General features: G+C 53.2%; 22 protein-coding genes. 10 read left to right on the top strand and 12 right to left on the bottom strand.

The window, feature by feature from the left end:
* Positions 1-18 precede the first annotated feature (18 nt).
* Both J5067_RS00215 and wecA read right to left on the bottom strand, forming a co-directional pair.
* Positions 19-1,155, bottom strand: coding sequence for a polysaccharide export protein (locus tag J5067_RS00215; RefSeq protein WP_264650151.1), 1,137 nt, complete (start codon positions 1,153-1,155; stop codon positions 19-21).
* Between the two features lie 114 nt (positions 1,156-1,269).
* Positions 1,270-2,358: a UDP-N-acetylglucosamine--undecaprenyl-phosphate N-acetylglucosaminephosphotransferase gene (gene wecA / locus J5067_RS00210; protein ID WP_264650150.1), complete on the bottom strand. Its 1,089-nt coding sequence runs from the start codon at positions 2,356-2,358 to the stop codon at positions 1,270-1,272.
* 594 nt (positions 2,359-2,952) lie between these two features.
* On the opposite strand from wecA, the gene J5067_RS00205 reads away from it, so the two are divergent.
* Genes J5067_RS00205 through J5067_RS00195 form a run of 3 tightly spaced genes read left to right on the top strand, consistent with a single transcriptional unit; the run spans position 2,953 to position 5,344 of the window.
* Complete coding sequence (locus J5067_RS00205) at positions 2,953-4,539, top strand: TerC family protein (protein WP_264645908.1); 1,587 nt, start codon at positions 2,953-2,955, stop codon at positions 4,537-4,539.
* Between the two features lie 23 nt (positions 4,540-4,562).
* Positions 4,563-4,946: a nucleotidyltransferase domain-containing protein gene (locus J5067_RS00200; protein ID WP_264650149.1), complete on the top strand. Its 384-nt coding sequence runs from the start codon at positions 4,563-4,565 to the stop codon at positions 4,944-4,946.
* Positions 4,943-5,344: a DUF86 domain-containing protein gene (locus J5067_RS00195; protein WP_264650148.1), complete on the top strand. Its 402-nt coding sequence runs from the start codon at positions 4,943-4,945 to the stop codon at positions 5,342-5,344. Before J5067_RS00200 ends, J5067_RS00195 begins: the two co-directional genes overlap by 4 nt.
* Positions 5,345-5,402: 58 nt before the next feature.
* Here J5067_RS00195 and dcuC read toward each other — a convergent pair whose 3' ends face one another.
* The 4 genes from dcuC to udk all read right to left on the bottom strand — a co-directional run bounded on the left by dcuC (position 5,403) and on the right by udk (position 10,385).
* Complete coding sequence (dcuC, locus tag J5067_RS00190; protein ID WP_264645905.1) at positions 5,403-6,755, bottom strand: anaerobic C4-dicarboxylate transporter DcuC; 1,353 nt, start codon at positions 6,753-6,755, stop codon at positions 5,403-5,405.
* 474 nt (positions 6,756-7,229) lie between these two features.
* The gene (gene asmA, locus J5067_RS00185) at positions 7,230-9,080 is read right to left on the bottom strand and encodes an outer membrane assembly protein AsmA (RefSeq protein WP_264650147.1); all 1,851 of its coding nucleotides are present in this window, start codon (positions 9,078-9,080) and stop codon (positions 7,230-7,232) included.
* A gap of 44 nt (positions 9,081-9,124) precedes the next feature.
* Entirely contained in the window at positions 9,125-9,706 is a 582-nt protein-coding gene (dcd, locus tag J5067_RS00180) for a dCTP deaminase (RefSeq protein WP_222160069.1), read from the bottom strand.
* Between the two features lie 37 nt (positions 9,707-9,743).
* The gene (gene udk, locus J5067_RS00175; protein WP_196906238.1) at positions 9,744-10,385 is read right to left on the bottom strand and encodes a uridine kinase; all 642 of its coding nucleotides are present in this window, start codon (positions 10,383-10,385) and stop codon (positions 9,744-9,746) included.
* Between the two features lie 230 nt (positions 10,386-10,615).
* Here udk and J5067_RS00170 point away from each other — a divergent pair, with 230 nt between their 5' ends.
* A complete protein-coding gene (locus tag J5067_RS00170; protein WP_264628710.1) occupies positions 10,616-10,900 on the top strand; it encodes a GIY-YIG nuclease family protein in 285 nt (94 codons plus the stop codon).
* 287 nt (positions 10,901-11,187) lie between these two features.
* On the opposite strand, the gene apbC is transcribed toward J5067_RS00170, so the two are convergent.
* Positions 11,188-12,297 (bottom strand): iron-sulfur cluster carrier protein ApbC, encoded by a 1,110-nt coding sequence (apbC, locus tag J5067_RS00165; protein WP_264645902.1) that lies wholly within the window; start codon positions 12,295-12,297, stop codon positions 11,188-11,190.
* A gap of 226 nt (positions 12,298-12,523) precedes the next feature.
* Here apbC and metG point away from each other — a divergent pair, with 226 nt between their 5' ends.
* From metG to fdnI, 4 genes are all read left to right on the top strand, one after another.
* Positions 12,524-14,551: a methionine--tRNA ligase gene (metG, locus tag J5067_RS00160; protein ID WP_264650146.1), complete on the top strand. Its 2,028-nt coding sequence runs from the start codon at positions 12,524-12,526 to the stop codon at positions 14,549-14,551.
* Positions 14,552-14,894: 343 nt separating this feature from the next.
* A complete protein-coding gene (gene fdnG, locus J5067_RS00155; RefSeq protein ID WP_264645900.1) occupies positions 14,895-17,942 on the top strand; it encodes a formate dehydrogenase-N subunit alpha in 3,048 nt (1,015 codons plus the stop codon).
* An 11-nt stretch (positions 17,943-17,953) separates the two neighbouring features.
* The gene (fdxH, locus tag J5067_RS00150) at positions 17,954-18,844 is read left to right on the top strand and encodes a formate dehydrogenase subunit beta (protein ID WP_264645899.1); all 891 of its coding nucleotides are present in this window, start codon (positions 17,954-17,956) and stop codon (positions 18,842-18,844) included.
* On the top strand, positions 18,841-19,479 hold the full coding sequence (gene fdnI / locus J5067_RS00145; RefSeq protein ID WP_264645898.1) for a formate dehydrogenase-N subunit gamma: 639 nt from the start codon (positions 18,841-18,843) through the stop codon (positions 19,477-19,479). Before fdxH ends, fdnI begins: the two co-directional genes overlap by 4 nt.
* Positions 19,480-19,649: 170 nt before the next feature.
* Here the strand turns inward: fdnI and pgl are convergent, their stop codons facing one another.
* Positions 19,650-20,648 (bottom strand): 6-phosphogluconolactonase, encoded by a 999-nt coding sequence (gene pgl, locus J5067_RS00140; RefSeq protein WP_264650145.1) that lies wholly within the window; start codon positions 20,646-20,648, stop codon positions 19,650-19,652.
* A gap of 96 nt (positions 20,649-20,744) precedes the next feature.
* Here pgl and J5067_RS00135 point away from each other — a divergent pair, with 96 nt between their 5' ends.
* Positions 20,745-21,566 carry a pyridoxal phosphatase gene (locus J5067_RS00135; RefSeq protein ID WP_264650144.1) on the top strand — a complete coding sequence of 274 codons (822 nt, stop codon included), beginning with the start codon at positions 20,745-20,747 and terminating at the stop codon, positions 21,564-21,566.
* A 32-nt stretch (positions 21,567-21,598) separates the two neighbouring features.
* Here J5067_RS00135 and modC read toward each other — a convergent pair whose 3' ends face one another.
* From modC to J5067_RS00115, 4 genes are all read right to left on the bottom strand, one after another.
* Positions 21,599-22,657, bottom strand: coding sequence for a molybdenum ABC transporter ATP-binding protein ModC (gene modC, locus J5067_RS00130; RefSeq protein ID WP_264645895.1), 1,059 nt, complete (start codon positions 22,655-22,657; stop codon positions 21,599-21,601).
* Positions 22,657-23,346 (bottom strand): molybdate ABC transporter permease subunit, encoded by a 690-nt coding sequence (modB, locus tag J5067_RS00125; RefSeq protein ID WP_264645894.1) that lies wholly within the window; start codon positions 23,344-23,346, stop codon positions 22,657-22,659. Before modB ends, modC begins: the two co-directional genes overlap by 1 nt.
* Complete coding sequence (gene modA / locus J5067_RS00120; protein ID WP_264645893.1) at positions 23,343-24,119, bottom strand: molybdate ABC transporter substrate-binding protein; 777 nt, start codon at positions 24,117-24,119, stop codon at positions 23,343-23,345. Before modA ends, modB begins: the two co-directional genes overlap by 4 nt.
* A gap of 174 nt (positions 24,120-24,293) precedes the next feature.
* Positions 24,294-24,443: an AcrZ family multidrug efflux pump-associated protein gene (locus J5067_RS00115; protein WP_264645892.1), complete on the bottom strand. Its 150-nt coding sequence runs from the start codon at positions 24,441-24,443 to the stop codon at positions 24,294-24,296.
* Between the two features lie 237 nt (positions 24,444-24,680).
* Here J5067_RS00115 and modE point away from each other — a divergent pair, with 237 nt between their 5' ends.
* Complete coding sequence (gene modE / locus J5067_RS00110) at positions 24,681-25,472, top strand: molybdenum-dependent transcriptional regulator (RefSeq protein ID WP_264650143.1); 792 nt, start codon at positions 24,681-24,683, stop codon at positions 25,470-25,472.
* Positions 25,473-25,511: the final 39 nt, after the last annotated feature.

Genomic DNA, 25,511 nt, shown 5'->3' with positions numbered 1-25,511 from the left:
TCGCGTATCAGTGAACGGTTACGGCCAGGTGCGAATACGCAATGCGCCTTCGGTCAGGTCGTTGAAGCCGGAGATGGTCGGCACCAATTGTGTTACAACGCGGTTCCAACGCACAATCGGTGCAGTGGTAACGTAGACCACATCATAGGGCTGTAACTGGAACTCGGTACCCATCACCAGCGCAGTGGCATCAGCGGTATTGAGCTGATAAATATCAGCCAGTTTCGGGCCTTGTGAGCCACGCAGCGGACGGATAACAAACACACCGGTGGCATCAGACATGGCCTGATCCATCCCTTCCGCATTGCCTAACGCTTCGGTGAGCGTCATACCGCTGCGGTCCATCTTCAGGGTGCTTTGCTTTTTCACTTCCCCCATCACAAACACCTTCAGGCCGTCGTTACGCGGCACATAAAGGATATCGCCAGGGTAGAGAAGTTGGTTCTGAGACAGGTCGCCGTTTTGCATCAGCGCCTGGAGGGAAATGCGTTTTTCCTGCCCGTTGTGCGTCAGCACCACGTTACGCCAGTCGGCGTTTTCCGTCAGCCCACCCGCTTTATTGATGGCATCCAGAATAGTGAGCGGCACGTTAGTGACGGCCTGTTGGCCGGAAGTTGCCACTTCCCCAGAGACATACACTTTTTGCGAACGGAACGCCGCAATACTGATTTCAACCTGAGGCGATTCTATATACTGCGCCAGGCGGCCCATGATCTCCTCACGCACCTGAGTGACGGTTTTCCCCGCCACTTTCACTTTGCCAATATATGGGTAGAAGATAGTGCCATCAGAATGTACCCAGTTACCGGTGTCTGCTGCGGTGCGATACGTCCCTGCGGGTGTCGTCAATTCGGGGTGATCCCAAACGGTAACCATCAACACATCACCCACGCCAATCAGGTATTCGTAGCTTTGCAGTTCACGATCCAATGCAGAGTTAGTCTGGGCTACCAGCGGTTTTGCTCGCATTTTCTCAATCAGGTAAGGTGTCATCGGGTAAACGTTAACCAGTTTACTGATGTTGAAATCTGCATCCTGTTGTTTAATCACTTCTTTGCCGCTGGTCGTCAAATGCGAACCAGGAAAAATGGTACAACCGCTCAGCAACACGGCAGACACCATCAACGGTATCACTTTTCTTTTGTAAGCTATCATCCTGTTTATGCCATCACTTTTAATAAGTTATAAGTCGCCGCCGATCCTCTGCCTCTATCATAAAGAATTCGGGTGCTATTGATTCCATGAGTTACGGCTGTAAAAACGGGTAATTTACTTGTTCAGTGGCGTTTGGCTTACTTTGCCGTGCACATGCCCAGACTGACCGCTACCACGGCGGGTCCACGTCAGCAAGCGCCATACCCGGGTAATTGACCAGAAATAGCCGACGAATGCTAGTAAAAACAGGCTAAGCATAACAGACTCTCTGATTCCTGCACGCTCACCAATAATTCCTACCAGCGCAAACATAAACGCTACGCCAACAATGACTAACAGGGTTTGACGCGGTCCCAGCCCAGCACGCAGTAAAATATGATGAAGATGCTCGCGATCGGGCTTGAAGGGACTGTCGCCACGGCGAATGCGACGTGTCATAATGGTGACCATGTCCATCAACGGCACGGCGATAAACCATAATGCGGTCACAGGGCGTATTACAGCGTCATGCCCTTGCGTGGCAACAATCAGCAACCAGATAACGGTGAAACCAATCAAGGTGCTGCCAGCATCGCCCATAAAGACTTTGAATTTTTGTCCCCAGGGGATACCAAGATTGAGAAGAATATAAGGAATGGATGCAGCTAACAGGCATAAACTCCACTGCGCCAGTTCATGCTCACCATCCAGATAAAACATCACAGCAAGCGCACCAAAAGTGACACAAGAGAGTGCGCCCAGTAAGCCATCGATGCCATCGACCATGTTGAAAGCATTGATAGCGCCCCAGACCGCGAGCAGCGTCACCGCGTAGCCCGCCCAGCCCAGCACCAGCTCATAACCGAATAGAATGTTACCCAGGCTCGCAAGGTGAAGCCCGGAATACATCATGATGCTGGCCACCAGCGCTTGCAGGAAGATACGAGGCATAACAGGGAGATCGAAGCGGTCGTCCAGCACGCCGACGAAAAGTAATGCGCTGGCGCAGACCATATAGAGGGAAAAATCAGGGAGCCATTCAGGATGAAGGGCATAGAGGATCCAGAGGGCGAGATAAATAGAAACGCCTCCCACCAGGGGAATATGCCCGCGGTGTTTTTTGCGCGAGTTCGGTTTATCAACTAACCCTACTTTTATTGCCGTTTTTCTTGCCAGAAAAAGCGCAATAAAAGCGCTTATAAAGATAACCGTAATTTCTTGCATTTTTGCACCATCATCAACCGTGAAGTTACTTCGCACCAGGCACGCTACCGCCCTTGGCTCATAGCCGCCAACGTGCTGTTAAAATACGGAATACCACCCGTGGGCCACATTATGATTCCTGTGTACGTATTTATTTTTACGGGCTAGTCAAGAAAAAAAAACCGCGAAACTTTCAGAAAAGGACCCTATAGTGCCGCGTACGCCACTATAGTATGGAGCACATTTCACTCTGTACAGGAAGTTCGTGGATTTACAAAGATTTTCAGATTAGGCCTATCCCGCGCAACAAAACCGCAATAACCTTAAGAAATCACATGTCTTTTTATGTTTGAGTGTTTTTTAAACAAATCGGTATTATTTAATAATTCCTTACAAATGCTAGCACTCTTGCGTGTGGCTAGATACCGTTTTTTGAAAGTTAGCGATTTTAAATCAGCAGGTTATAATGCTAAATAGTTGTAAATAAAGTAATTGTGTTTGCAATGATTGTATGAAGATGTTGTCAGGCTGGTAATATCCCCACAAATGCTGGTTCAATGCGGGCTGCGCTGCTACCCTATATCGGTTCTGGTTGATACAGGTGAAAAAATTTATATGGAGTGGATCGCTGATCCCACTATCTGGGCCGGTTTGGCAACGCTTGTGGTGTTGGAACTGGTATTAGGTATCGATAATCTTGTCTTTATTGCCATTCTGGCGGAAAAACTCCCCGAAAAACTAAGAGATCGCGCCCGCGTCGTTGGCCTGTCACTCGCATTATTGATGCGTCTGGTGCTGCTTGCCTCTATGTCCTGGCTGGTTTCGCTCACTGCCCCGCTTTTCACCCTGTTTCAACAGCCGTTTAGCGCACGCGATATCATCATGGCGGTCGGCGGGCTGTTTCTGCTGTTCAAAGCCACGGTAGAACTTAATGAACGGTTGGAAGGCCGAGATCAGGAGCAGCATGGACAGCGCAAACGAGCGCGTTTTTGGGCGGTTGTAACGCAGATTGTCATTCTGGATGCCATCTTTTCGCTGGATTCGGTCATCACCGCTGTCGGCATGACCGATCACCTGCTGGTGATGATGTCTGCCGTGACCATCGCCATTGGGCTGATGCTGCTCGCCAGCAAACCATTAACCCGGTTTGTCAGCGCCCACCCTACCATTGTCATTCTTTGTCTCAGCTTTTTGCTGATGATCGGCTTTAGTCTGGTCGCGGATGGCTTTGGTTACCATATTCCCAAAGGCTACCTCTATGCAGCGATTGGTTTCTCGGTATTGATTGAGGTGCTAAACCAGGTTGCTCAGTTTAACCGCCGCCGTTTCCTCACCTCTGATGTGCCACTGCGCCAGCGTACCGCCGATGTAATCCTGAAAATTCTGCGCGGTGAGCATGAAGATGCGGAATTGAATAACCAAACCTCAGACTTGATTGGCGACAATGCGCAAAGCGGTAATGCGGTATTCAACCGTCAGGAACGGCGCATGATCGAACGCGTGCTCGGCATGGGGCAACGTAGCGTGAGCAGCATCATGACATCCCGCCACGATATCATCGCCGTAGAGCTTCAGTCGCCCCACGATGCGCTGGCAGCGCTGTTGGAAAAAAGTCCGCACACTCGGTTGGTAGTGATGGATAGCCCGACCTCGGATGAACCGGTAGGCATTGTGCACGTGGCCTCCCTGTTGCAACAACAGCTGCGCCATGAACCGCTCGATCTGCATAAGCTGGTGCGCCAGCCGCTGGTGTTCCCTGAGCAGATCTCTTTGCTACAGGCCTTGGAACAGTTCAGGGCGGCAAAAACCCACTTTGCTTTTGTGGTGGATGAATTTGGTTCGGTGGAAGGCATTGTTACGCTGAGCGATGTGATGGAAACCATCGCCGGTAATTTGCCGGTCGAGGGAGAAGATGTCGATGCGCGTCACGACATTACGCAAAACGAAGACGGGAGTTGGACGGCCAACGGCTACACACCGCTCGAAGATCTCGCGATGTACATCCCCCTTACGCTGGATGAAAAACGCGAGTATTACACGCTGGCCGGGTTGATGATGGAATATTCACAGCGCGTGCCGCAAGAAGGTGATGAACTCACCATCGATGGTTATCGCTTCAAGATATTAAGCATGGAGAGCCACCGCATTGTGAAAGTGGCAATCACTCTGGAGCACGCGCCTGAGCAGGATTATGAGGTATAATTACCGCAAAGCGGAGATATCTTATGCGTGATGCATTAATCAGTTTGATAAAAGAGGCAATACCCACTGTCAGCCTTATTTACCTGTTCGGCTCTCATGCGACAGGAAATGCTGGCCCTGACAGCGATATAGATGTTGCCGTGTTGGCACAAGACCCTCTCGATCCTGTTTATCGCTGGGAGCTTGCTGGCAAAATAGCCACCGCGTTGCATCGTGATGTCGATCTGGTTGACCTTAGACAAGCCTCAACGGTATTGCGCATGGAGATTATTCGCCACGGAGTTTGCCTGTATCAGCGCAATCAGGAAGCAGAACAATTCGAAATGACCACGCTTTCCATGTATCAACATTTACAGCAAGAGCGTGCGGAGATCTTGGCGGATTTCAAACAGAGCCTGCATCAATGACAGATATCATCATTAACAAAAGTGCAGCGATACGTCGCTGTTTGCAACGAATTAGGGAAGAGTTCAATCATGATGCAGAACACTTCACTACCGACTTTACCCGGCAAGATTCCGTTATCTTAAACCTGCTGCGCGCCTGTGAAGCCGCCATTGATTTAGCCAATCATACTATTCGCGTACATCAACTCGGTATTCCGCAAAGCAGCCGCGACAGCTTTGCCTTGCTGGCAAATCACCACATTATTACGCCGGAGTTGGCTGAGAAACTACAGAAAATGGTTGGGTTACGTAACATTTCGGTTCATGACTATCAAACGCTGAACCTGGATATCGTTATCTATGTTGTGCAGCATCACCTCATTGATTTTGAAGCGTTCATTAAGCAACTCGCCCGTTAATTGATTTTGTTTCCAAAACATCCCCCACCGAATAAACAGTGAGGGATGCCCATTTTCCTTACGCCGGAATCAAAATTTCCGTAGCAACCACCACCACAATCAGCCCGACCAATACCGGCACTGACGTGCGTTTTACCACTTCAAACGGCGAGACTTTTGCCATCCCTGCCACTGCAACCACCACGCCTGACACCGGAGAAATGGTTCTGCCAAGGTTAGAGGCTTGCAGCATCGGGATTGCCAGATAGGCTGGATTGATGCCCATTTGTGAAGCCAGCTTGGGGATCAGTTCGACAAACGCATAGAACGGCGCGTTACCTGAACCCGTGGTCATTGCCGCCAGCATGGTGATCACCACCAGTACCAGCATGATAAGCAATGCGCCGCTGCCAAAGGATTGCACCAACCCGATCAACCCACTGATAAAACCGATGGTGCTTAACCCCTGCGCAAACACACCAGCGGCAACCAGCAGCACCACTACGCTGGAAAAGGCCTCTGCCATGCCTTTGTAGGCAACATCCAGCCCGGCATAAATGGTTTTGGCGTTAAAGAAACGCAGGAATTCACACACGGCAGCCAGCAGCATGCAGATCACCAGGATGGTGATAATGTGCAATTCCGGCCCCCACTTACCATCAAAAATCAGCACACCGATGATCGGCGTAAACGGCAAAATGGCGTAAACGCGCGGCGCATTGGTTTCAATGTCTTTTGCTTCGACCATTTCGTGGCTGATGTTCTCTTTTCGGTCGATATAGCGCTGCCAGAAGAAGTGTGCAATCGCCATCGATACAATGGCGGCAATGGAGATCGGCAACGTCACCTTAAAGGCAAAATCCACCAACTTCATTTGCGAAGCCTGTGCTGCCAGCACCACATCACCGGAGGTTGGCGACAGGATCAAAGCCGCCGGCGAGGCGCAGATAGCCGCCGCCGCGCCACGACTGATGCCCACGTTCACCATGACCGGGAACAGCGTTGCCATCAGCAACACACCCAGCCCGGTGGCGGATGACACGGCCAGTGACATCAGGCAGGCAACGAAATAGGCGGCAATCATCAACAAATAAGGGGAGTTGATCACTTTCAACGGGCGTGAAACCAGTTTTACCACCACGTCATTGGCGCCAATGTGGGTCATGTAGGCGGCAAAACCGCACAGTACCATGATCATCATACCGAGGTCGCCGCCGCGGCTCATCAGCAGAATTTTGACGTATTCAACAATATCCGTTAAGCCCCACCCCGTGGATTTCGCACTGGCGGGCAGTACGCTTTTCCCCATCAGCACGCTGATCAGCAGCAACAACAACCCGCCCGCCATCAGCACGCCAGTCGCGGAATAGCCTTTAATGATGTAACGGCCCACCAGCACCGTCACAACAACACCTATAAGGAGTTCGATCATGATGTTTCTCTGTTGAAAGTGAACGTAAAAGCGCCTGACGGGCAGACATCAGATAACGCTCTGGTATAAGAAAACGCGATAAAAGCAGGGGAGTGTACTGATTTGTAGAAAAACTACAAATGGCAAAGATCAAAGAAGTAAAGTTTATTTCCCTAAACGAGGTGAGGTTAATAAACTGCCTATTGGCGTATTGAAAGAAAAAAAACCATTAACGGTCATGGTTAACGTGGCAGCCATCTCTGTCGTCCTCGGCGCAGCATGCATCCGTCATCCTCGGCGAAAGCCGGGGATCTCTGCCAGAAAGAACGCGTTTCTCCTGTAGGAGATTCCCGCCTACGCGGGAATGACGGGTGAAGTGCGGGAATGACGAATGGTGCATGGGAATGATGAATGGCGTGTTGATTGGCGGAGGGGAACGTAAATAACGAGTTCCCCCTCTTTGTCATCCTCGGTCTAAGAAAGCGTCATAGGCGATCAAAGCTTGTCGAGAAGCTGTTTTAGCCCTTTGCTGGTCTGGCTCTGTTGATTTTTATCAGCCCAATCATTGAGCCGCTTTTTCATCTCATCCTGAAGGCGTTTGCGCAGCAACTGATCGACTTGCAGTTGATAGCTCAGGTTATTGATCGGACCGTAAATACGCAGCGGTACGCTGGTGGATTTTAAAATCTCTACCAACTGCTCGTTACCACGCCAGCCGTCGGTAATGCGCACGTTAAAGTTCATGTCACATTGTTGAGCCGGAAGATCAAACTGGCTGGTGCCGGTTAACGAAAGTAAGGCGGATTGACCGGTGATATCACTCACCCGCAGTTTGCCAGCATTGAGATCGGCATTGCCGGTCAACCGAGTAATATCGGTATAGCGATCGTAGCGCTCTAACGCCTGCACATTGCTGTTGTTGCGCACCACCGCCAACTGAATCATCTGCTGGATATTCACGCCCTGAAAGCGCAGGTTGTCCACGCTCAACGCCGCGTTGCCGCGCCACTGGCGCATCAACGCATCCAGCGAGAAGGTATCGCCACTAAACTGTCCTTTTAACGACAGTTTGCCACTCACCGTTTGCGGCAACGCAAACGCTACTGTCAGCGGCTCGATCTGTACATTCTCAATAGCAGGTTGCAGGGTGATTTTCGGCGTTGCCTTTGCATCCATTTTTCCGGTCAGAGCAATACGCCCGCCGTTAAGCTCGCTCTGCAATGAGGAAAGGGTGAACACACCAGCCTGATTGACCGCGTTGAGGTTCACCTTGCTGAAGGTCAGGCCACGGTAGATAAGCGTGTCTGCCTGCAATGCCAACCGCGCGCTGAACGATTGCCATAAGGCATCCCCTTCACTCAGCCCACGTTCCGTCGATACTACCGGCGTAACGGTCTTGATCGCCACAGGCGTAGCGTTCTGCGTTTGTGACGTTGGCGCACTTCCCAGTAGTGCATCGAGATTTAGCCGCGCCGCGTTGATATCCAGCGTATATTCCGGGTGTTCACCCAGGGTTGCCGCCGCATTCCCGCTCAGTTGGCTGTCGCTCGCCGCTAACGTGAACTGACTTACCGTGACCTTTTCTGGCTGGGCCGTGCCAGCAGCCTGCTGATAACTGGCTTGAAGGCTACCGCTGCCGCTGATGCCACCAGAGGGAATACCCGCGCCTTGAAGTTGGTATTGGAATTGCTCGATGGTTGCATCTATTTGCTGTGGATAGTGCTGCATATCCAGATTTGCCTGAAGTGACACCGCAAGGTCACGCTGATCGCGATTAATGCGGCTGGTCAGTTCCAACGCTAGCTGGCGCTCGCTGCTCTGTTCCAGCGTGAGGTTGATGTCGCGCACGTTGAGCTGTTCGTCGTCACCGCGTTGCAAAATCAACAGGCTATCCACGATTTTCAACTGATTAACGGCAAGTCGCCAATTACGCGTCTCTTCCGGGGTTGACGAACCGGCTGGCGCAATCGGCGCTGTGCTGGCGCGATGCGCTTCGCTTTCGGGCGTTAAGCGCACCACGGCCCCTTTGAGCATCACCTGTTTCACTTCCAGACGATGTGACAGTAGCGGCCAGAGTTTGACATCCAGACGCATGTTTTCTGCACTGATAATCGGCGACGCCGCTCCCGGTGCGGTTAGCGACATCCCGCCGGAAAGAATGCTGAGCTGCGGCCAAACGTGCCAGCGCAGATCTCCTTCCAACTGCAAGCGGTATCCGCTGCGGGCGTCGACCTGGCTTACCATGTAAGCGCGGAAATCGTTGGGGTTTACCAGCATGACTAGCGCCGTCATACCAACAGCCAGCACCACAAGCAGAATCGCCAGCGTCGTCAACACTCTTTTCATGCCATCCTCCCAACAATCAGTGCAACAGCATTATGCACTGGCGATCAATCCTTATCGATTCGACTCGCCACAGCACCTTGTTGATCTTTGTATTTCGCATCTTCACGACGGTTGTAGGGGCGTGCGGCCGGGCCAGAGAGCGGTTCAAAACTCAATGCACCGATAATCATGCCAGGGCGTAATGCCAACGGTAGCTTACCTGAATTATAGAACTCCAGCACAATTCTACCTTGCCAGCCGGGATCGATACGGTGTGCAGTAACGTGAACCATTAATCCCAGGCGCGCCAAAGAGGAGCGACCGTCGAGCCAGCCCACCAAATTGTCCGGCAGCGTCACGGATTCCAGCGTTACCGCCAGTGCCAGTTCACCGGGATGCAGGAAAAACGCTTCGCCTTCCGGCAAGTTAATCTCGTCGCTCATCACGCGATCGAGTGCCGCGCTGACTTCATCTTTCGGGCCGCTCAAATCGATAAATGCAGCCGTATGGCCACTAAAAACGCGAAACTGATTGCCCAGCCGCACATCTAGCGTTGCGCCGTTAATTCTTTCAACCGGAGGACGGGGGGTGATAACCAGGCGTCCATCGTCTAGCCAGCTTTCTATGTCACGATCGCACAGTCTCATGTTGTTCCCTTTTCACGTTTAAGCCGTCACTGGTGAGTTATTCAAAAAACTGACTTATTTTGGCTTTCAGAATATCAATAGCAATACGGTTTTTACCGCCGCGTGGCACGATGATATCCGCATATTGCTTCGACGGTTCAATAAATTGCAAAAACATCGGGCGTACCGTTTTTTGGTACTGCTCCATGACTGAATCCATGGAACGACCGCGTTCGTTCACATCACGGCGCATACGACGCAGCAGGCAGATATCCAGCGGGGTATCGACAAAAATGGAAAAATTCAGCTCAGCGCGCAGTCGGACTTCCGTCAGTAGCAAGATACCTTCCAGAATGATTACTTTTTTCGGCAGCAAGCGTACCGTCTCTTGCTTGCGGGTATGCTCGACGTAACTGTACTGCGGCAACTCAATCGCTTGTCCGGCCTTGAGCATTTTCAGATGCGTTAACAGCAGGTCATGGTCCATGGCATTGGGGTGGTCATAGTTGGTTTTCACCCGCTCTTCCATGCTCAGATGGCTTTGATCTTTATAATAACTGTCTTCCGGGATGACCCCGATATGCTCATCCCCCACCTGATCGCGCAACTCGCGATAGAGCGTACTGGAAATAAGACTCTTGCCAGAAGCGGATGCTCCTGCAATTCCGATGATGACACACTGGTGAGACGTCGCAGCCATGACAATTAATGACCTGATAAATGAGGGAAATGCCGAATGGCATAGTAACGGGTAAACAAACAGTAACGAGCGAATTATAGGGAGTTAAGGCAGGTAGCGCCAGCCCTACTCATGGTCATTTCTGGTTTGCAAAATGATAAGCGAGCACGGTCGCTGTATTTGATGATAACGAAAGATGTCACGGTGAAGATCAGTTACAACGGGGTTCCTAATATGCCAGGTAAATAAGAATGTCGCCAAGTGTCTATATATTAACCAACAAACCAAATGGCACGCTTTATGTCGGTGTAACCAGTAATTTGATACAACGCATCTGGCAGCATAAGAATCTAAAAGCCAAAGGATTTACCCAGCGATACAATCTAAATCAGCTTTTTTATCATGAATATACTGAAAATATGCTCGTGGCGATTCAGCGGGAGAAGCAGTTAAAAAAATGGAGGCGAGCGTGGAAAACTCACTTGATCGAGGCAGCTAATCCTTTGTGGAATGACTTGTTCTTTACGCTGTTCTGAGTGCCCCTCCGTCATCTTCAGCGAAAAATGAGGCTCCCCCTAACTGTCATCCTCGGCGAATGCCGGGGATCTCTGGCTGAATGAACGCGTTTCGTCTGGTAGAGATTCCCTCCTACACGGGAATCACGAAGTAAAGGGCGGGAATGACAAATACTCATTCGTCATCCTCGGCGACAGCCGGGGATCTCTGGCAGAAGTAACTCGTTTCGTTGGTGAGAGATTCCCGCCTGCGCGGGAATGACGAAGTAAAGGGTGGGAACGCCATACGTTCCCACTCCAGTAACCGGTCACACCGCGCGGAACGAAATCTCGGTCGGAATGACTTCACCCTGCCAGTAAAGCTGCGCAGCAACTTGCCCGGCCAGTTCGCGATACAGTGAGGTGAACTCGCTGTCCGGCTTGCTGGCAACGGTGGGTTCACCGCGATCGAGATCTTCGCGCAGGGAGATATGCAACGGCAGTTGCCCCAGCAGGGCACAGTTGTATTTCTCCGCCAGTTTCTGCGCGCCGCCGGTGCCAAAAATCGGCTCCAGGTGACCACAGTGGCTGCAAATGTGCACGCTCATGTTCTCGACAATACCCAACACCGGCACGCTGACTTTCTCGAACATGGTGATGCCTTTCATGGCATCCACCAGGGCAATGTCTTGCGGCGTCGTCACCACCACGGCGCCCGTCACAGGCACATTTTGCGCCAGCGTCAATTGGATATCCCCGGTGCCCGGCGGCATATCCAATACCAGATAATCGAGATCCGGCCAGAGTGTATCTTGCAACAGTTGCAACAGCGCTTTACTCGCCATCGGGCCACGCCACACCATGGCGTTATCGTCCGTGACCAGATAACCGATAGAGTTGGTCGCCAGGCCGTAAGCCATAATCGGTGCCATGTGCTGACCATCCGGCGAGGTTGGACGCTCGCTGGCGGTGCCCAGCATGGTTGGTATGGACGGACCATAGATGTCGGCATCGAGAATACCCACCGATGCCCCCTCTGCGGCCAGCGCCAGCGCCATGTTCACCGCGGTGCTGGATTTCCCCACGCCGCCCTTGCCAGAGCTAACGGCAATAATGTTTTTGACACCTTTGACACCCGCCTGATTGTTAACGCGGCGCAGCGTGGCAATACTGTGCGTCAGGCGCCATTCCACATCTTTGGCACCGGTTAAACGCATCAACTCGGGGCTGACGGTCTCTTTTAATACTTCCAACCCACTTAACCAGGCAAACGGCATCACCAGTTCGATGCGCAGCACCTCATCCAGCAAGGCGCAGTGATGCAAGGCATTGAGCGTCGTCAGGTTATTTTTCAGCGTCGGGTGCTTAAACGTGGAGAGGACACCGGTCACCAGTGCCTTCAGCGTATCGGGGGTTTGCTCAGGGATTGTTGCGTTCATCCCGGCTCCTTATCGTTCTCATTATTTTGTGGAAAAACAGCCATAGCATAACAGAATGCCCCGCCTCGATCGTTGACCTCAGTGAAAAAATCGGCCCAAGCCACGTGAACGCCGCGTTGCCCGCGTTTGACAGGGTTTTCCGCTTACAGCGGTTTACGCCGCAAGGGGCTATCGGTTAACATCGGGATTCCCTCTCATCATCATGAAAGAAAGTAAGTTCCCCACTATGACTCAAGTCGCTAAGAAAATATTGGTAACCAGCGCGTTGCCTTATGCTAACGGATCAATCCACCTCGGCCACATGCTGGAGCATATCCAGGCTGATATCTGGGTCCGTTATCAGCGAATGCGCGGTCACCAGGTTCACTTTATCTGTGCGGATGACGCCCACGGTACGCCAATCATGTTGAAAGCACAGCAGATGGGCGTGGCACCGGAGCAGATGATTGCGGACGTGAGTCAGGAACATCAGCGGGATTTCGCTGGCTTTCAGATCAGCTACGACAATTATCACTCCACCCACAGTGAAGAGAACCGGGAGCTGTCCGGTCTTATCTATGGTCGTTTGAAAGAGAACGGTTTTATTAAAAACCGCACCATTTCTCAGCTCTACGATCCGGAAAAAGGCATGTTCCTGCCGGACCGTTTCGTCAAGGGCACCTGCCCGAAATGTAAAGCGGTCGATCAGTATGGCGATAACTGCGAAGTGTGCGGCGCGACCTATAGTCCGACAGAACTGATCGATCCAAAATCGGCGGTTTCCGGTGCTACGCCGGTGATGCGCGAGTCAGAACACTTCTTCTTCGATTTGCCTGCATTCAGTGAAATGCTGCAAGCCTGGACGCGTTCCGGTGCGTTGCAGGAGCAAGTCGCCAACAAGATGCAAGAGTGGTTTGATGCTGGCCTGCAACAGTGGGATATCACCCGTGACGCGCCCTACTTCGGCTTTGAAGTGCCGGACGCGCCGGGCAAATATTTCTATGTCTGGCTGGATGCGCCGATCGGTTACATGGGGTCGTTTAAAAACCTGTGCGACAAACGCGGTGATATCGATTTTGATGAATTCTGGGGTAAAGAGAGTCGCGCTGAGCTGTACCATTTCATCGGTAAAGACATCGTCTATTTCCACAGCCTGTTCTGGCCTGCCATGCTGGAAGGCAGCGGCTTCCGCAAACCGACCAACCTGTTTGTGCACGGCTATGTGACGGTAAACGGCGCCAAGATGTCCAAATCGCGCGGCACCTTTATCAAGGCCGAGACCTATCTGCAACACCTGGATGCCGATTGCCTGCGCTATTACTACGCGGCCAAGTTGTCGTCACGCATTGATGATATCGACCTCAATCTGGAAGATTTCGTGCAGCGCGTTAATGCCGATATCGTTAACAAAGTGGTTAACCTTGCGTCACGCAACGCCGGATTTATCAATAAGCGTTTTGGCGGCAAACTGGCAGAAACGCTGGCCGATGCCGAGCTTTATGCCACCTTCGCCAATGCGGCAGACAGCATTGCCGACGCCTTTGCCAACCGTGAATCCGGCAAAGCCATCCGTGAAATCATGGCGCTGGCCGATATCGCCAACCGCTATGTGGACGAACAGGCCCCGTGGGTAGTGGCAAAAGAAGAAGGCCGCGATGCGGACTTGCAGGCGATTTGCTCTATGGGCATCAACCTGTTCCGCGTGCTGATGACCTACCTGAAACCGGTATTGCCGTCACTGGCTGAGCGCACCGAGGCGTTCCTCAACACGACGCTGACATGGGATGCGGTAGCACAACCGCTGCTGGGTCACGACGTGAAAGCGTTCAAAGCCTTGTTCAACCGTATCGATCTCGACAAGGTCAATGCGATGGTTGACGCCTCGAAAGAGGACATGAGTGCCAAGAACGTGGTGACCGGCCCGCTGGCTGACGATCCGATTCAGGACACCATCAGCTTTGACGATTTTGCCAAAGTGGATATGCGCATAGCGCTGATCAAACAGGCAGATTTCGTGGAAGGCTCTGACAAGCTGCTGCGCCTGACGCTGGATCTCGGCGGTGAAACTCGCCAGATTTTCTCCGGCATCCGCACGGCTTATCCCGATCCGAAAGCGTTGGAAGGCCGTTTGACCATCATGGTCGCCAACCTGGCCCCGCGCAAAATGCGCTTCGGTGTGTCGGAAGGCATGGTGATGGCAGCAGGCCCTGGCGGCAAGGAAATCTTCCTGCTCAGCCCGGACAGCGGTGCTCAGCCGGGAATGCAAGTGAAATAACCCATCAAGCCGCCTTCGGGCGGCTTTTTTATCGCCCTTTTTTACCCGCAAAACATCTCACAGAGGTAGCATCTCTCCCTCTTTCCTGTTGCTCAATTGTGTCTTTTTTGTACGGCGGTTTTTTGCCGTTTTGGCTATTTTTGCAGCGAAAAAACAACCGTCAGATTACAAAACTGAAACCAAACGCTATATAATCTATTATATATCGCCATAAAAACATACCTTTAAAGGAGTAAAAAGGTGTTTTAAATACTTAAATTTTGATTTCGCGCAAAACCCCTATCGTGAGTGTTGTTAAATTGCCTGCAACAAAAAATAAACAAACCATCACCTAGGGAAACTAATGCAAATCAATAGAAGAGGTTTCTTTAAAGTTTGTGCGGGGGGTATGGCTGGCACTACCCTCGCCGCACTGGGCTTTGCCCCCACGGAAGCAATGGCATCGGTGCGTCAGTACAAGTTACTGCGCGCCAAGGAAACACGTAACAACTGCACCTACTGCTCCGTCGGGTGCGGTGTGTTGATGTACAGCCTGGGTGATGGCGCGAAAAACGCCAAACCCGCCATTTATCATATCGAGGGGGATCCGGATCATCCGGTAAGCCGTGGCTCGCTGTGCCCGAAGGGCGCGGGGCTGGTTGACTACATCCACAGTGAAGGCCGTTTAAAGCACCCCGAGTATCGCGCTCCGGGTTCCGATAAATGGCAGCGCATTAGCTGGGATGATGCCATTGACCGCATTGCGCGCCTGATGAAGGCTGACCGCGATGCCAACTTTGAGCGCGTCAACGCCAAAGGCACGGTGGTTAACCGTTGGTTGACCACCGGCATGCTGTGTTCTTCTGCCGCCAGCAATGAAACCGGTATCCTCGATCAGAAATTTGCCCGCTCACTGGGCATGGTGGCGATCGACTGTCAGGCACGTCTGTGCCACGGTCCGACCGTTGCCGCACTCGCGCCGACGTTTGGTCGCGGTGCCATGACCAACAACTGGGTGGATATCAAAAACGCCAACCTGATTATCGTGATGGGCGGTAACGCCGCAGAAGCCCATCCGGTGGGTTTTAAATGGGCCGTCGAAGCGAAAACCCATAACGACGCCAAACTGATCGTGGTGGACCCGCGCTTTAACCGCTCCGCCGCCGTGGCCGATCTTTATGCTCCGATCCGCGCTGGCTCGGATGCCGCCTTCCTGCTGGGCATCATCAACTATCTGATCACGCATGATAAAATTCATCATGAATACGTGAAGTCGTACACCAGCGCCAGCCTGATCGTGCGTGACGACTACAGTTTCGATGAAGGCCTGTTCAGCGGTTATAATGCGGATGCCCGCCAGTACGACAAGACCAGTTGGAATTACGAACTGGATGCCAACGGCTTTGCCAAACGTGACATGACGCTGACGCACCCGCGTTGCGTCTGGAACCTACTGAAAGCGCACGTTGCCCGTTATACCCCAGAGATGGTGGTCTCGCTGTGCGGCACGCCCGCGCACCATTATGAAGAGATCTGCCGCTCTCTGGCAGAAACCAGCGCCCCCGATAAAACCGCGACCTTTATGTACGCGCTGGGCTGGACGCACCACACCAACGGCGCGCAGATCATCCGTGCCGCTGCCATGATCCAGTTGCTGCTGGGCAATATCGGCATGGCCGGTGGCGGCGTTAACGCCCTGCGCGGTCACTCCAACATTCAGGGCTATACCGACCTGGGGCTGCTGAGCCTTAACCTGCCGGGCTATATGCCGTTGCCGTCCGAAAAGCAGGCTGACCTGAAAACCTACCTCAAGCAGATCACGCCGGATGCGCTGCTGCCGGATCAGGTGAACTACTGGAAAAATACGCCAAAATTCTTTATCAGCATGATGAAGAGTTTCTATGGCGACCATGCGCAAGCGGACAACCAGTGGGGCTACGAATGGCTGCCGAAGTGGGACCGCAGCTACGACGTGATGGTACAAACCGAACTGATGATTGAAGGCAAAATGCACGGCTACATCGTGCAAGGCTTCAACCCGCTCGCCGCGTTCTCCAACAAGAACAAGGCGACGCAAGCACTGTCCAAGTTGAAATACATGGTGGTTATCGATCCGCTGGCGACCGAAACCTCTACCTTCTGGCAGAACCACGGTGAATTTAACGACGTCGACAGCGCATCCATCCAGACCGAAGTGTTCCGTTTGCCTTCCAGTTGTTTCGCAGAAGAGAACGGCTCTATCGCCAACTCTGGCCGCTGGTTGCAATGGCACTGGGCGGCGGCTGAACCACCGGCAGAAGCGCTGCACGACGGGAAGATCCTCGGCAAATTGCTGATGCGCCTGCGCGAGCTGTATCGCGAAGAAGGCGGCGTATGCCCTGAGCCGCTGATGAACATCAACTGGAACTATCAGGACCCGGAAGATCCAACGCCGGAAGAGATTGCGCGCGAAAGTAACGGTATGGCGCTGGCCGATGTTTATGACGACAAAGGCACGTTGATCCTGAAAAAAGGTCAGCAACTGGCTGACTTCTCACAGCTGCGCGACGATGGCACCACGTCCAGCTTCTGCTGGATCTATGCCGGTAGCTGGACGGAAAAAGGCAACCAGATGGCTAACCGCGACAACAGCGATGCCGGTCTGGGGGCAACGCCGGGCTGGGCCTGGTGCTGGCCACAAAACCGCCGCATTCTGTACAACCGCGCCTCCGCTGACCTGCAAGGGAAACCGTGGGACAGCAAGCGCAAGCTGTTGGAGTGGAACGGCCAGAAATGGCAAGGCATTGACGTGCCCGATTTCGCGGCGACCGTGCCGCCTGGCAAAGACACCATGCCGTTTATCATGTTGCCGGAAGGCGTGGCGCGTCTGTTCTCGGTCGATAAACTGGTTGATGGTCCGTTCCCTGAACACTACGAACCGATTGAAACGCCGCTCGATACCAACCCGCTGCACCCGTCTGTGATCTCCAGCCCGGCGGCACGGCTGTTTGCGCGCGACGCCAAAACCATGGGTAAGGCGAGCGATTTCCCGTATGTCGCCACCACCTACTCCATTACCGAGCTGTTCCGTCACTGGACCAAGCATGCGCGCATTAACGCCATTATCCAACCCGAGCAGTTTGTGGAAATTGGCGAAAACCTGGCGCAGAGCAAAGGGATCAAGGCGGGGGATGAGGTGAAGGTTTCCTGTCAGCGCGGCTACATCAAAGCCAAAGCGGTGGTCACCAAGCGTATCAAGACCTTGACCGTCGCCGGTAAAGCGATTGAAACGGTCGGGATACCTTGCCACTGGGGCTTTGAAGGCACCACGCGTAAAGGCTTCCTGGCAAATACCCTCACGCCCAGCGTCGGTGACGCTAACTCGCAAACGCCAGAGTTCAAGGCGTTTTTGGTGAATGTGGAAAAGGTGTAAGGTAGCGCGCTATGTCAATGCAATCTCAAGATATTATCCAACGTTCGGCTACCAGTAGCCTGACACCGCCACCGCACGTGAGAAACGACAAAAGCGAAGTGGCGAAACTGATTGACGTCACCACCTGTATTGGCTGTAAGGCCTGTCAGGCAGCCTGCTCCGAGTGGAACGACATTCGTGACGACGTGGGCCATAACCACGGGGTGTATGACAACCCGATGGATCTGAGCGCCAAATCCTGGACCGTGATGCGCTTTTCCGAAGTGGAAAGCGCCGACCGTCTGGAGTGGCTGATCCGTAAAGATGGCTGCATGCACTGTAGCGATCCGGGCTGTTTGAAGGCGTGCCCGTCTGCCGGCGCCATCATTCAGTACGCGAACGGCATTGTCGACTTCCAGTCTGAGCACTGCATCGGCTGCGGTTACTGCATCGCTGGCTGCCCGTTCAACGTGCCGCGTCTCAATAAAGACGATAACCGGGTGTACAAATGTACCCTGTGTGTCGATCGCGTGAGCACCGGCCAGGAACCGGCCTGTGTGAAAACCTGTCCGACCGGCGCGATTCATTTCGGCACCAAGGAAGAGATGAAACTGCTGGCGGAAGAGCGTATCACGCACCTGAAAAAACGCGGTTATGACAACGCGGGCCTGTACGATCCACAAGGGGTGGGCGGCACTCACGTCATGTACGTGCTGCACCATGCCGATAAACCGTCGCTCTATAACAATCTGCCCGACAATCCGCAGATCTCCACACCGGTCAACTTGTGGAAAGGTATCCTCAAACCGCTGGCAACGCTTGGCTTTGTCGCTACCTTTGCCGGTTTGATGTTCCACTATGTTGGCATCGGGCCAAATACGGAAGAGACGGAGCACGACCACGACGAGGAGGAGAAGCAATGAGCAAGCAGAAAATGATTGTGCGCACCAAATTCGTTGACCGCATTTGTCACTGGATTGTGGTGATCAGCTTCTTCCTGGTGGCGCTTTCCGGGATTGCGCTGTTTTTCCCAACGCTGCAATGGCTGACGCAAACCTTCGGTACGCCGCAGATGGGGCGCATCATGCACCCGTTCTTCGGCATTCTGATCGTGATTTGTCTGGTGCCGATGTTTTTCCGTTTTGTGAGCCACAACATCCCGAAACGCCGCGACCTGCCCTGGTTCCTGCATATCGTTGAGGTTCTGAAAGGCAATGAACACAACGTTGCGGATGTGGGCAAATACAACCCAGGCCAGAAAATGATGTTCTGGAGCATCATGGGATTGACGCTGGTATTGCTGGTTACCGGCATCATCATGTGGCGGCCTTACTTTGCTCACCTGTTCCCGATCGATATCGTGCGCTACGCCATTCTGGTTCACGCGGCGGCGGCTATCGTGTTGATCCACGCCATCCTGATTCACATGTACATGGCGTTCTGGGTGCGCGGTTCCATCAAGGGGATGATCGAAGGCAAAGTGTCCGCCAGGTGGGCGCGTAAACACCACCCGCGTTGGGCGCGTCAGGTGCTGAACGAAGAAGAAGAGAAGAAGTAAATCTCTTCATTCCCGCACCTTCTCACGTCATTCCCGCGCAGGCGGGAATCTCTTACAGAAAGAGGCGTTCCTTCTTCAAGAGATCCCCGGTCTACGCCGGGGATGACCGAGTGGTCTTGTAAGAGATCCTCGGTCTACGGCGGGGATGACGCCTATAGTTTCCACAACGCTCAATCAAGCGCCAGAATACTCACCCACATTGGCCCCTGCCCTACCGCATAGCGCGCCAACGGTTGCAGCTTTCCGCTTTCCTGATCGATACGATACACCTCAATGTGCTGTGACTTCTGCCCGGCAGAAATCACAAACTCACCTAGATTATCGATATTGAAACCACGCGGCTGCGTCTCCGTGGGCTGATGTCCAACCAGCGTCAAGCTGCTGCCATCTTCTGACACCTGGAAAATACTCAACAGGCTGGCGGTACGATCGCAGCAATAAAGGAAGCGGCCATCTGGCGTCAAATGAATATCCGCCGCCCAACGGGTATCCGCAAAGCCCTGCGGCATGGCATCCAGTGACTGCACAGTACGTGCTTTGCCCTCTACCGAGTGCAGCTCAATCACGTCAACCGTACTGTTCAGCTCATTCACGCAGTAGGCAAAACGCTGATTTGGGTGAAAATCCATATGCCGTGGGCCTGCACCTTCCACCGCATGCAGGTCCGCTTGCGCCGCGACGGACAGCTCACCCTCGGCAGAAACGTCATACAAACGAATGCGATCTTCTTTCAAACACGGCGCCCACAGTACCCGGTTTTGGCGATCGATATTGCTGGAGTGGCAGCCTGACAAACCATCCAGTTGTTGAATCGGCTCACCCACAATGCCATCGGCATCAATCGGGCTGACGCTCAGCGTTTCACCGCTGTAGGAGGCGCTGAACAGAAAGCGCCCTTGGCGGTCTGTGGACAAATGCGTCGGGCTTCCCGGCAACGAGGCAGAACCGACCTGTGTCAGCAAACCTTGTGCATCGATACGGTAACTGATGGCCGAGAACGTCGGACGTACCCCGACGTAAAGATGCTGTTTGTTGGGTGCTATCACCATCGGCTGCACCTGACCCGGCGCATCAACAACCTGTAACAGCGTTAGCTGCCCCGAGGACGCCAACTGCCAAACGTGAATTTGCTGGCTTTCCGGACTGGCGATATAGACCACTTGCTGCATGCTTTTCTCCTTGGTTTGTCGCATTTTGCGCCATGCCACTTAGGGTGTAACATTATGGGCATTAACGCAATTCTAGACTCTCTTAATAGGACCGCTATGACGTATCGTATCATTGCTCTTGATTTGGACGGCACATTGCTTGACCGGCAAAAGAAAATTTTACCGGAATCCCTCACTGCGCTGGCGCTGGCACGCCAACAGGGTGTCAAAGTGGTGATCGTCACCGGGCGGCACCATTCCGCGATTCATCCGTTCTATCAGGCGTTGGATCTGGATACGCCGGCCATTTGCTGCAATGGCACCTACCTGTACGATTACCAGAAAAAACAGACATCGCAAGCCAATCCATTGACCGCGACCCAGGCTAAAAGCGTGCTGACCTTGTTAGGTGAATACGGCATTCACGGTCTGATGTACGCCGATGACGGCATGCTGTATCAAGAACCGACCGGCCACGTGATTCGTACCCAGGCGTGGGGCGAAACCCTACCGCCACACCAGCGCCCCACGTTCCTTCACGTTGACAGCCTGTTGAACGCCGCCGATCGGGTGCAAAATATCTGGAAATTCGCCCTTTCCCATTCGGATACGCAAGCGTTAGACAACTTTGCCAATCGGGTCATGGATGAGTTTGGCTTGACCTGTGAGTGGTCCTGGCAGGATCAGGTTGACGTGGCGCAGAGCGGAAATAACAAAGGCAAGCTGCTGAGTGAATGGGTCACGTCTCAGGGCTATGCCATGAGCGAGGTAGTGGCCTTTGGCGATAACTTCAATGACATCAGTATGCTGGAAGCCGCCGGGCTTGGCGTTGCCATGGGCAACAGTGATGACGCGGTTAAAGCGCACGCCGATCTGGTTATCGGACACAATGAAGAGCCTGCTATTGCGCAGTTAATCCGCCAGCGCGTATTGCAGTAACAACGTTATCCCCGGCGCAAGCCGGGGAATAATTAGGCCGTTATCGACACACTTTTGATCTGCGCATAAAGCCACATATCCGCATGCAGTCTCAGATCATCGCGCGCCCAGGGTGAAATTCGCGCCCACAGGATTTGCCCTCCTACCGACAGCTTCACTTCGACCTGCTCATCGACGTCGATGCATTCCAACACCTTAGCGGGCAACACGTTACGAATACTGCTCGCCGTTGACGGTTGCAACACCAAAGAGACATCGACCGCGTTGACTCGAATCCGCAGCGGCGTTTTCAACGGCATCGCAACCCGATTCACCCACAGTCGTTGTTCGCCCAGCGACAGCGCCGTCATGGCATAACGCTCGTGCTGCTCCATCACTTTCACGTTGAGAATGCTGCTTTGCTCATCGCTCGGTAGCCAGGGACGCATCGCGCTGCTCGCCCACACCTCTTCCAACCGGCCTTCCGCTTTGACCTTACCTTTATCCAGCACCACTACCCGATCGGCTAACCGCACAATCTCTTCCATGCTGTGGCTGACATACAGGATAGGAATGTTGACCTCTTTCGCCAACGTCTCCAGATACGGTAATAGCTCACGTTTGCGCGGCAAATCAAGCGATGCCAGCGGCTCATCCATCAGCAGCAGTTCCGGTGCGGTCAGCAAGGCGCGGCCAATCGCTACACGCTGCTTTTCGCCACCGGAGAGGGTGAGCGGTAAGCGGTTTAACAGTGCCTCAATGCCCAGTAGTGCCACAATGGCATCAAACTGCGATTTCATGGATGACGCCATGCCATAACGCAGATTGCCTTGCACACGGTAATGCGGAAACAGCCGCGCATCCTGAAAGACATAACCCACATGGCGCTTTTCGGGCGGCAGGCAGATACGTTTTTCGGCATCCATTAACACGCGATCGTTGAGCACAATTCGGCCAGACTGCGGGCGCGTCAGGCCCACTACCGCATTGATCAGCGACGTCTTTCCGGCGCCAGATACGCCAAACACTGCAGAAATACCTGACGCAGGCAATTGGGTATCCACACGCAAATCAAGATCGCCGAGGCGTTGATGAAAATTGAGCTCCAGCATTACACCCCCAACCGTTTACGGCCCCAGCGGGTTAACCACTCAGAGAGCAGCAACGACGCCATTGAGAGCAGAATGGCTATCACACACAGGCGCGCCGCATCGGCTTCTGCACCGGGTGTTTGAATCAATGTGTACATTGCCGACGGGATAGTGCGTGTTTCCCCCGGAATATTGGACACAAACGTAATGGTTGCACCAAACTCACCCAGCGAACGGGCAAACGCCAATACCGTGCCTGCCACAATGCCGGGAAATGAAAGTGGTAACGTGATAGTCAGGAAAACACGCCAGGGATTGGCACCCAGCGTTCGGGCAGCCAGTTCCAGCCGTGTGTCCACCGCTTCCAGCGCCAGACGAATTGCGCGCACCATCAGGGGAAATGCGATCACTGCGGAGGCCAGCGCGGCACCGCGCCAGCTGAAACTGAAGCTGAGGCCGAACCATTCATAAAGCCATTGGCCGATAATGCCCTTTCTGCCCATCCCAATCAGCAACAAATAGCCAATCACCACCGGTGGCAACACCAGCGGCAAATGGATAATGCTGTCCAACAGCGATTTACCGGGAAAACGGCAGCGTACCAACACCCATGCCGCCAGGATCCCTAGCGGCAGGCTGAATATTACAGCGGTGATGGAAACTTTAAGACTCAGTTCAATGGCTTGCCATTCGTAATCCGTGAGCATCATCCGCGCGGCGAGAAACCGTAGCGTTTGAACACATCCGTAGCGGCAGGCGTTTTCAGATACTCGTAGAAACCGGTCACCGTTGCGTTGTTATGATCTTTGATGATAGCCATCGGATATTCGACCGGCTTGTGGCTTTCTTTCGGGAAAATACTGACCACTTTGACTTTGTTGCTGGCAACCGCGTCAGAGCCATACACGATGCCCAGAGGGGCTTCTTCACGTTCTACCAGCGCCATGGCGGAGCGCACATCGTTGGCGCGCGCCATTACCGGAGAGAGTTCATCCCAGGCTTTCAGATTTTGCAGCGCTTCTTTGGCATAGATCCCGGCAGGTACATGGTCCGGATCGCCAACCGCCAGATGGCCCCCTTTCAACAGGCTCTTCCAGTCGGTTTTATCCGTGATGGCAAAATGCTTCACATCGTTGGTTTTCGGTGCAATCACCACCAGCGCGTTGCCCAGCAGGGTATAGCGGGTCGCAGTATCCGTCAGTTTTTTATCCTGAGCGTAATCCATCCACTGCTGGTCGGCAGAAATAAACAGATCCGCAGGCGCGCCTTGTTCAATCTGGCGAGCCAGTGTTGAAGAGGACGCAAAAGAGGAAACGATATCGACGTTTTTCTCTTTTTTGTATTGTGCGGCAATTTCCTGCAACGCATTGGTCAGCGAAGCGGCGGCAAACACGGTGACTTTTTGTTCTGCCGCAAAGGCAGGCATCGCCAATGTTGCGCTCAGGGTTAATGCGACACCCCATTTCATCCATTGCTGTTTCATCGGTCTCTCCCAAGAGTAATTACATCAGGACGTTATCGTTGTATTCGGAATAATATAACGATAAACCCCGCAATGTCATGCGCTTTTGCTCGCATAATCCGAAGAGAGTACATACAAAAAAATAATGCCCGGTCTGTTTGACCGGGCATCAGAAGAAATGAAAACCTAGTGGGGTTACTTTCTTACACTGCTTTCATCGGCATGGCCAATGCGGGAAAAGACGTTAAACACTTCGCCTAAACCGTAGATAGCGCCGAGGATGATCGCCATCATCACGGGCACCATGGCCACTGCAAACAGCAGGCTTTTGAGCAATTCCAACATGCTTACCTCACTTATCGGCAACGGTGCGCTGATTAATGCGCGCGACATTCATCGCGAATCTCAACGTACCGCAACGAAAAATCATTACGGGTGATGATGAATAGTGTACCGTAACTGTAAGAATTAATGCGACCATTTGTGCGGTTTGCCCACACCGCCCAAACGCGCGACAATAGCGCTGCTCCGAGCGTAATACACGCTCGTTTTTGTCTTTTTTAATCTCCCTGGACCGTGACCATGCAAGCTGAAATCCTTCTGACACTCAAATTACAACAACGTCTTTTTGCCGATCCACGACGCATTGAGCTGATCAAACAGATTCGTCACACCGGTTCAATCAGCCAAGGTGCCAAACTCGCAGGCATCAGCTACAAAAGCGCCTGGGATGCCATTAACGAAATGAATCAACTGGCAGAGCAGACCATTGTAGAACGCATGACCGGCGGCAAAGGCGGCGGCGGGGCCACGCTGACGCGCTATGGCGAACGATTGATTCAGCTCTATGATTTGCTGGCACAAATACAGCAAAAGGCCTTTGACGTTCTGCAAGATGATAATTTGCCGCTGGACAGCCTGCTGGCCGCCATCGCGCGTTTTTCACTGCAAACCAGCGCCCGCAATCAGTTCTTTGGCACGGTGCAAGCCCGCAGCCGGGATACGGTTCAACAGCACCTGAGTGTACTGCTGGCCGATGGGAAAACAGCGGTGAACGTATTGCTGACCCAACAGAGCGCCGAGCGATTGGGGCTTAATGAAGGCAAAGAAGTGCTGGTATTGATTAAAGCGCCCTGGATTGCGGTATACGATGCCGCAGCAGCCCGGCCTAAATCCGATAACGAACTGACTGGCACAGTATCATCTCTGGAAGCGGGACAAGAGAGCAGTGAAGTGCTGATCGCGCTGGCAAGCGGCGAGACGCTGTGCGCCACGGTGCCAAACGAGCAAGTTGCACAGCAAAAACTGCGCGTGGGAATGGCGGTGACAGCCTGCTTTAATGCCGATCGTGCGATTGTCGCTACCTTGTGCTGATCCCTGAACGCGCGCGACAGACATCACCCTAGGTACGGC

The sequence above is a fragment of the Candidatus Symbiopectobacterium sp. NZEC151 genome (assembly GCF_025962655.1).
GTDB lineage: Bacteria > Pseudomonadota > Gammaproteobacteria > Enterobacterales > Enterobacteriaceae > Symbiopectobacterium.
Note: the sequence above shows the minus strand (reverse complement) of the source record. Positions and strands in the feature narration are given on the sequence as shown.

Excerpts from the sequence above, each read along its gene's own strand:
- J5067_RS00170 (WP_264628710.1), top strand. The coding sequence starts at position 10,616 with ATGTCGCCAAGTGTCTATATATTAACCAACAAACCAAATGGCACGCTT.
- wecA (WP_264650150.1), bottom strand. The coding sequence starts at position 2,358 with ATGCAAGAAATTACGGTTATCTTTATAAGCGCTTTTATTGCGCTTTTT.
- modE (WP_264650143.1), top strand. The coding sequence starts at position 24,681 with ATGCAAGCTGAAATCCTTCTGACACTCAAATTACAACAACGTCTTTTT.
- fdnI (WP_264645898.1), top strand. The coding sequence starts at position 18,841 with ATGAGCAAGCAGAAAATGATTGTGCGCACCAAATTCGTTGACCGCATT.
- fdnG (WP_264645900.1), top strand. The coding sequence starts at position 14,895 with ATGCAAATCAATAGAAGAGGTTTCTTTAAAGTTTGTGCGGGGGGTATG.
- J5067_RS00135 (WP_264650144.1), top strand. The coding sequence starts at position 20,745 with ATGACGTATCGTATCATTGCTCTTGATTTGGACGGCACATTGCTTGAC.
- metG (WP_264650146.1), top strand. The coding sequence starts at position 12,524 with ATGACTCAAGTCGCTAAGAAAATATTGGTAACCAGCGCGTTGCCTTAT.
- asmA (WP_264650147.1), bottom strand. The coding sequence starts at position 9,080 with ATGAAAAGAGTGTTGACGACGCTGGCGATTCTGCTTGTGGTGCTGGCT.
- J5067_RS00205 (WP_264645908.1), top strand. The coding sequence starts at position 2,953 with ATGGAGTGGATCGCTGATCCCACTATCTGGGCCGGTTTGGCAACGCTT.
- dcd (WP_222160069.1), bottom strand. The coding sequence starts at position 9,706 with ATGAGACTGTGCGATCGTGACATAGAAAGCTGGCTAGACGATGGACGC.
- dcuC (WP_264645905.1), bottom strand. The coding sequence starts at position 6,755 with ATGATCGAACTCCTTATAGGTGTTGTTGTGACGGTGCTGGTGGGCCGT.
- modC (WP_264645895.1), bottom strand. The coding sequence starts at position 22,657 with ATGCTGGAGCTCAATTTTCATCAACGCCTCGGCGATCTTGATTTGCGT.
- J5067_RS00215 (WP_264650151.1), bottom strand. The coding sequence starts at position 1,155 with ATGATAGCTTACAAAAGAAAAGTGATACCGTTGATGGTGTCTGCCGTG.
- J5067_RS00115 (WP_264645892.1), bottom strand. The coding sequence starts at position 24,443 with ATGTTGGAATTGCTCAAAAGCCTGCTGTTTGCAGTGGCCATGGTGCCC.
- modA (WP_264645893.1), bottom strand. The coding sequence starts at position 24,119 with ATGAAACAGCAATGGATGAAATGGGGTGTCGCATTAACCCTGAGCGCA.
- pgl (WP_264650145.1), bottom strand. The coding sequence starts at position 20,648 with ATGCAGCAAGTGGTCTATATCGCCAGTCCGGAAAGCCAGCAAATTCAC.
- J5067_RS00195 (WP_264650148.1), top strand. The coding sequence starts at position 4,943 with ATGACAGATATCATCATTAACAAAAGTGCAGCGATACGTCGCTGTTTG.
- fdxH (WP_264645899.1), top strand. The coding sequence starts at position 17,954 with ATGTCAATGCAATCTCAAGATATTATCCAACGTTCGGCTACCAGTAGC.
- modB (WP_264645894.1), bottom strand. The coding sequence starts at position 23,346 with ATGATGCTCACGGATTACGAATGGCAAGCCATTGAACTGAGTCTTAAA.
- udk (WP_196906238.1), bottom strand. The coding sequence starts at position 10,385 with ATGGCTGCGACGTCTCACCAGTGTGTCATCATCGGAATTGCAGGAGCA.
- J5067_RS00200 (WP_264650149.1), top strand. The coding sequence starts at position 4,563 with ATGCGTGATGCATTAATCAGTTTGATAAAAGAGGCAATACCCACTGTC.
- apbC (WP_264645902.1), bottom strand. The coding sequence starts at position 12,297 with ATGAACGCAACAATCCCTGAGCAAACCCCCGATACGCTGAAGGCACTG.